Origin of the sequence: Nocardia sp. NPDC004604 (genome assembly GCF_040609795.1) — a bacterium.
Lineage (GTDB): Bacteria > Actinomycetota > Actinomycetes > Mycobacteriales > Mycobacteriaceae > Nocardia.
The window spans coordinates 1-5,724 of record NZ_JBEXLC010000266.1; the positions used below are offsets into that span (position 1 = coordinate 1).

Genomic DNA, 5,724 nt, shown 5'->3' on the forward strand with positions numbered 1-5,724 from the left:
GAAGAACGCTTACACGGACAGTCTTCAGTGGGTGTTGGTGGACATATGAATAATGTTGTTGGCGCCGATTCAATTAATGAACCCGAGCCCGCTGTGGCCTCGGTGAAAGGTAGGTGAAAAATATGTACGAAGCATTAGTGGAAACTACAAACGGGTCTGGTCAGCGTGCGACATGGCGGGAAAGCCGGGTTTCCAGGCGGGTCTGCCCGAAGCCGAGCACCAGGCAGATCACCCAGTAGTAGAGCGCCGCGACGCCGTACAGGGCGAAAAAGTCGAAGGTCGGGGCCGCCGCGAGCTGTGCGGTACGCAACAGTTCGGTCACCAAGATGGTCGAGGCCAGCGAGGTGTCCTTCACCAGTGAAATGAGCGTATTTGAAAGCGGTGGCACCGCGATCCGCGCGGCCTGCGGCAGGATGATCAGCCGCAACTCCTGGGCATACGACATACCGAGCGCCTTGGCCGCTTCCCACTGGCCCTCCGCGACGCTGAGAATGGCGGCGCGCACGACCTCGGCGGCGTAGCCGCCGACATTCAGACTGAACGCGATCACCGCCGCCGGAAACGGATCGATAACGATATTGAACTGCGGCAGCGCGTAGAACACGATGAACAGCTGCACCAGCAGCGGCGTACCGCGAATGAGCGAGATGTAGAACCGTGCGGGCGCCGAGACGAACCACAGCGGTGACATCCGCGCCAAGGCCACGAACAATGCGATGACCAGACCGATGACGAAGCTGATCGCGGTCAGCGGAATGGTCTTATTGATCGTGGCCTGCAGCATCGGCCACAGGTTGTGCCAGATCAGTTCCCTGGTCGCGGGATCCACGGACGGCTATTTGCTGACGTCGGTGCCGAAGTACTTCTCGGCGATCTTGGTCAGGGTGCCGTCGGCACGCAATTGATCCAGCGCGGTATTCACCTGGCCGATCAGCGCGTCGTCCTTGCGGGCGGCGAAGGCCTGATGGCTGACCTCACCGGCCTTGGCGGCAATCTTGACGCTGGTGTCGCCGTTCTTTTTGATGTAGTCGAGCGCGACGAGGCTGTCGTTGACGGTCGCATCCACCCGGCCGGTCTTGAGCAACTGGACGGCCTGCACGAAGCCCTCCACCGCCTCGACCTTGGCGCCCGCGCCCTGAGCGACCTTGGCCCAGTTGCTGGTCGCCGACTGCGCGGTGGTCTTGCCGTTGAGGTCGGTGAGCGCGTTGATGCCGGTGCTATCCCCGCGGGTGAGGATCACGCCCTCGGAGGTGGTGTAGGACTGCGAAAGGGCGTACTTGGCCTTGCGCTCGTCGGTGATCGAGACCTGGTTGGCGACCAGATCGAAGCGCTTGGACTCGAGGCCGGCGAAGATCGCGTCCCACGGCGTCTGCACGAATTCGATCTTCTTGCCGATCTTGTCGCCGACCGCCTGGATCACCTCGATGTCGTACCCGGTGAGCTTGCCGTCCGAGCCCTGATAGCTGAACGGCGAGTAGGTGCCTTCGGTACCGACCTTCAGCACGTTCGGATCGCTGCTGCTGCCGCAGGCGGTGAGCCCGGTGGCGGCGATGATGGCGAGCATGGCGGCGGCGAACAGCTTGCGGCGCACGAAAGTCCCTCTCTTCGGTGTGCGGACCGATACCGCATCCACACACGACACAAAACCCGGCTCAGGGTACGCCAGGTGGCTGCCGATCGACAGTATTGCGATCATCGTGCGCCGAATCCGCCTACCGCGGGCCGAAATTGCGACGGCCCCGTCACATCGTCATCCGATGCGACGGGGCCCGTCGGTTATCTGTTCGCGGCGATCAGTCGCGCAGTGGCCGCCCGAGGCTGTCGGGCACCTTTCCGGTCAGCATCATGATGCCGTCGATCAGCGGCCAGATACCGCCGATACCGCAGGTCAGCCAGGTGACCGCGATCTGTGCGATGGCGATGCCGGTGTGGCCGGTGTAGAAACGGCCGATACCGAAGCCACCGAGGAAGATCTGCAGCAGACCCGCGGTCAGCTTCTGCTTATCCGAGAACGGGACACCGAACGGGTCGCGACCGTAGGGCGCTTCCGGATCGTTCGGGTTGTAGCCGCCGCCCGGGTAGGGCGCGGACGGGTAGCCGCCCGGCTGCTGGCCGTAGGGGTCGGGCTGACCGTACTGGGGCGGCTGCTGGCCGTATTGCGGCGGCTGCTGGCCGTACTGCGGCGGCTGCTGACCGTACTGCGGCTGCTGGTTGTACGGATCCGACGGGTACTGCGGCTGGCGCGGCACCTCGGGCTGCTTGTTCAGGTCCGGCCCCGTCCCGGGCGGACCGTACTGCGGGCCGCCGAAGCCTGGCTGGTTCTGGTAGGGGTCGGTCACTAATGTCCTCCATCATTCGTGTATTTCGACGGGCGCTCACCCGTCTCCCCGCGTTCTAACCGGGCAATTGGGCACCCGAAGGTATCGTTGCGGACACGCGGTTGCATGTCTACTCGGTGCCCCCAACGAGTTACCCAAATGGTTATGGGGTCAGTCGTCCTTTTTCGAGGTTGCGACCTTGCCCTGCTCGGTGTCCGAGGTCTCGGACTCCGTTGAGTTATCGCCGGTGGTGTCCGGTTCGTTGCCAGAGTTCTGGGATTTTGTCAGATTCGGTCCGTCGGCAGCGGTATTCGGTTCGGCCACCTCGGATTTCCCGGATCCGTCGTCATCCTGCTCGGACTCGGCCTGCTCGGACTCGGCCGCACTCGTCTCCGATTCGGCTGCCGCGGCCGATGTCTCGTCCGTCGTCGTCGCCGCGCTGCGCTTCGGGGCCACGGCCTCCGCCGCCGCTGCGGCCTTCGACGCCGCCTCGGATTCCGCACCCGCCGCGCGCAGCGCGCCGATCTGCCACGGCCACGGGCGCGAGACCGTCGACGGTTGCAACTGATCCGCGGTCTCCCTGCCCTTCGTCGCGAAGATGAAATAGGCGACGGCAGCGAGGAATACGATCGCGGAGGTGAACGAGTTGATCCGGATCCCCGCGATCTTGGTTGCCTCGTCGTCGCGCAGCAGCTCCACGAAGAAGCGGCCGAGGCAGTACCCGGCGACGTAGAGCGCGAACAGGCGGCCGTGGCCGATGCGGTAGCGCTTATCGATCTGCACCAGCAGCACCACGATCAGCAGGTTCCAGATCATCTCGTACAGGAACGTCGGCTGCACGACCTTATCGACGACGCCGGTGGAGACGCCGTTCATCATGTCGAGCTTGCCCTGATCATCGAAGCGCAGGTAGATCTCCAGACCCCACGGCACATCGGTCTTGCGGCCGTAGAGTTCCTGGTTGAAGTAATTGCCGAGACGGCCGATGGCCTGGGCCAGCAGAATCGGCGGTGCAATCGCATCACCCAACGCGGGCAACGGGATTCGGTAGACCCGGCAGCCGATCCAGGCACCGACACCGCCGAGGAAGACCGCGCCCCAGATGCCGAGGCCGCCCTGATAGATCTTCAGCGCGTCGATCGGGTGGCCGTCGGCGCCGAAGTACTTCTGCCAGTCGGTGGCCACGTGATAGAGCCGCCCACCGACCAGACCGAACGGCACCGCGAACATGGCGACATCGAGGACCGCGCCCTGCTGCCCACCGCGCTGCTGCCAGCGCCGCTCACCCCACCAGATGGCGACGATGATGCCGAGGATGATGCACAGGGCATAGGCCCGTAGCGGGAATGGGCCGATATGCCAGACGCCCTGAGCCGGGCTGGGGATGTAGGCCAACACATCAGCGGTGACGGCACCGTTGCTCAAGACGCTGTCTGCGAGGACTCGTAAGGTCACGGCCCCAACCGTAGCGGAGCACAGCCGCACACCGAGATTCGCGGTCGGTGCGCCCCGGTAGGCGAGCGGATGCGGCTAGGAGGCGACGGTCGCGGAGCGGACGCCCTCGGCCAGTTCGGCCGTCAGCGTGCGGACCGCATCGAGTCCGTGCGCGGCGGCGGTCACCAGTGCCGAGCCCACGATGACCCCGTCTGCGTAGGAAGCGATTTCGGCCGCCTGTGCCCCCGAGCGCACGCCGAGTCCGACGCCGATCGGGATATCGGAGTGGGCGCGGATGCGCGCGCACAGCGCGGGCGCGGCGGAGGAAACCACATCGCGGGCGCCGGTCACGCCCATGGTCGAGGCCGCGTAGACGAAGCCGCGGCTGGCCTCGATGGTCTTGACCAGACGCTCCTCGGTGGAGGACGGCGCGACCAGGAAGATACGGTCCAGATCATGCGAGGCCGAGGCGACGAACCAGTCGTCGGCCTCCTCCGGAATCAGGTTCGGGGTGATGATGCCGGACCCGCCCGCGGCGGCCAGATCCCGCGCGAACCGGTCGACGCCATACTGCAGCACCGGATTCCAGTAACTCATCACGACGGCCTGGCCGCCCGCTCCGGTGATCGCCTCGACCACCGAGAACACATCGCGCACCCGGACGCCCCCGCGCAGCGCCTGCTCGGCGGCGGCCTGGATGGTCGGTCCGTCCATGACCGGATCTGAGTAGGCGACACCGACTTCGATGATGTCGCAGCCGGATTCGACCATGGTGCGACACACCTCGATCGAACCGGCCAGATCCGGATAGCCTGCGGGCAGGTAGCCGATCAGCGCGGCCCGTTCCTCCGCGCGACAGGCGGCGAAGGTATTGGCGAGGCGGGACTGCTGACTCACGACTGCGCCTCGCTGATGCTCGGCTCCGTCGTCGTCATGGACGCTGTGCTGCTGGTTCGCTCGCTCACTGCGCGGTCTCCTTATCAGCGGCGTGGTCATCGAACAGCCCGAACCATCGCGCCGCCGTGTCCATATCCTTATCGCCGCGCCCGGACAGGTTCACCAAGATGATCGCGCCCTTGCCCAATTCCCTACCGAGCTTCAGCGCACCGGCCACCGCGTGCGCGGACTCGATCGCGGGGATGATGCCCTCGGCGCGGCTCAGCAGCAGCAGCGCGTCCATCGCCTCGGTATCGGTGATCGGGTGGTATTCGGCGCGGCCGATGTCCTTGAGGTAGGCGTGTTCGGGCCCGACGCCCGGATAGTCCAGACCGGCCGAGATCGAATGCGATTCGATGGTCTGGCCGTCCTCGTCCTGCAGCAGATAGGAGTAGGCGCCCTGGAACGCACCGGGCGTGCCACCGGTGAAGGTGGCCGCGTGCCTTCCGGTTTCGACGCCGTCACCGGCCGCCTCGTAGCCGATCAGCCGCACACCCGCATCGTCGAGGAAGGGGTGGAAGATGCCGATGGCATTGGAGCCGCCGCCGACGCAGGCGGTGACCGCGTCGGGCAGCCGACCGGTGAGCGCCTGCACCTGGGCGCGGGCCTCCAGGCCGACGACGCGCTGAAGGTCGCGCACCATCAGCGGGAACGGGTGCGGCCCGGCCGCGGTGCCGAAGCAGTAGTAGGTGACCTCGGCATTGGTGACCCAGTCGCGCAGCGCCTCGTTGATCGCGTCCTTGAGGGTCTGCGAACCGGTGGTCACCGAGATCACCTCGGCGCCGAGCAGCCGCATGCGGGCCACGTTCAACGCCTGGCGGGCGGTGTCGACCGCGCCCATGTAGACGACACAGTCGAGACCGAGCAGTGCGCACGCGGTCGCGGTGGCGACGCCGTGCTGACCGGCGCCGGTCTCCGCGATCACCCGATTCTTGCCCATGCGCTTGGCGAGCAGTGCCTGGCCGAGCACGTTATTGATCTTGTGCGAACCGGTGTGGTTCAGGTCCTCGCGCTTGAGGATGATGCGCGCGCCACC

Annotated in this window: 6 protein-coding genes; all 6 read right to left on the reverse strand. The window is 65.9% G+C overall.

What is annotated here, in order from left to right; genetic code table 11:
* Positions 1–160: 160 nt before the first annotated feature.
* A complete protein-coding gene (locus ABZW16_RS42750; protein WP_354961880.1) occupies positions 161–829 on the reverse strand; it encodes an amino acid ABC transporter permease in 669 nt (222 codons plus the stop codon).
* A gap of 6 nt (positions 830–835) precedes the next feature.
* Positions 836–1,696 carry an amino acid ABC transporter substrate-binding protein gene (locus ABZW16_RS42755; protein WP_354961881.1) on the reverse strand — a complete coding sequence of 287 codons (861 nt, stop codon included), beginning with the start codon at positions 1,694–1,696 and terminating at the stop codon, positions 836–838.
* 97 nt (positions 1,697–1,793) lie between these two features.
* Positions 1,794–2,339 carry a TM2 domain-containing protein gene (locus ABZW16_RS42760; protein ID WP_354961882.1) on the reverse strand — a complete coding sequence of 182 codons (546 nt, stop codon included), beginning with the start codon at positions 2,337–2,339 and terminating at the stop codon, positions 1,794–1,796.
* A gap of 150 nt (positions 2,340–2,489) precedes the next feature.
* A complete protein-coding gene (gene lgt, locus ABZW16_RS42765) occupies positions 2,490–3,773 on the reverse strand; it encodes a prolipoprotein diacylglyceryl transferase (protein WP_354961883.1) in 1,284 nt (427 codons plus the stop codon).
* Between the two features lie 75 nt (positions 3,774–3,848).
* Complete coding sequence (gene trpA / locus ABZW16_RS42770) at positions 3,849–4,649, reverse strand: tryptophan synthase subunit alpha (protein ID WP_354961884.1); 801 nt, start codon at positions 4,647–4,649, stop codon at positions 3,849–3,851.
* 64 nt (positions 4,650–4,713) lie between these two features.
* The coding region (trpB, locus tag ABZW16_RS42775) for a tryptophan synthase subunit beta (protein ID WP_354961885.1) at positions 4,714–5,724 on the reverse strand (1,011 nt) is incomplete at its 5' end.

What these genes read in the sequence shown, in the direction of transcription:
- ABZW16_RS42755 (WP_354961881.1), bottom strand. Translation starts at nt 1,696, where the DNA reads ATGATCGCAATACTGTCGATCGGCAGCCACCTGGCGTACCCTGAGCCG.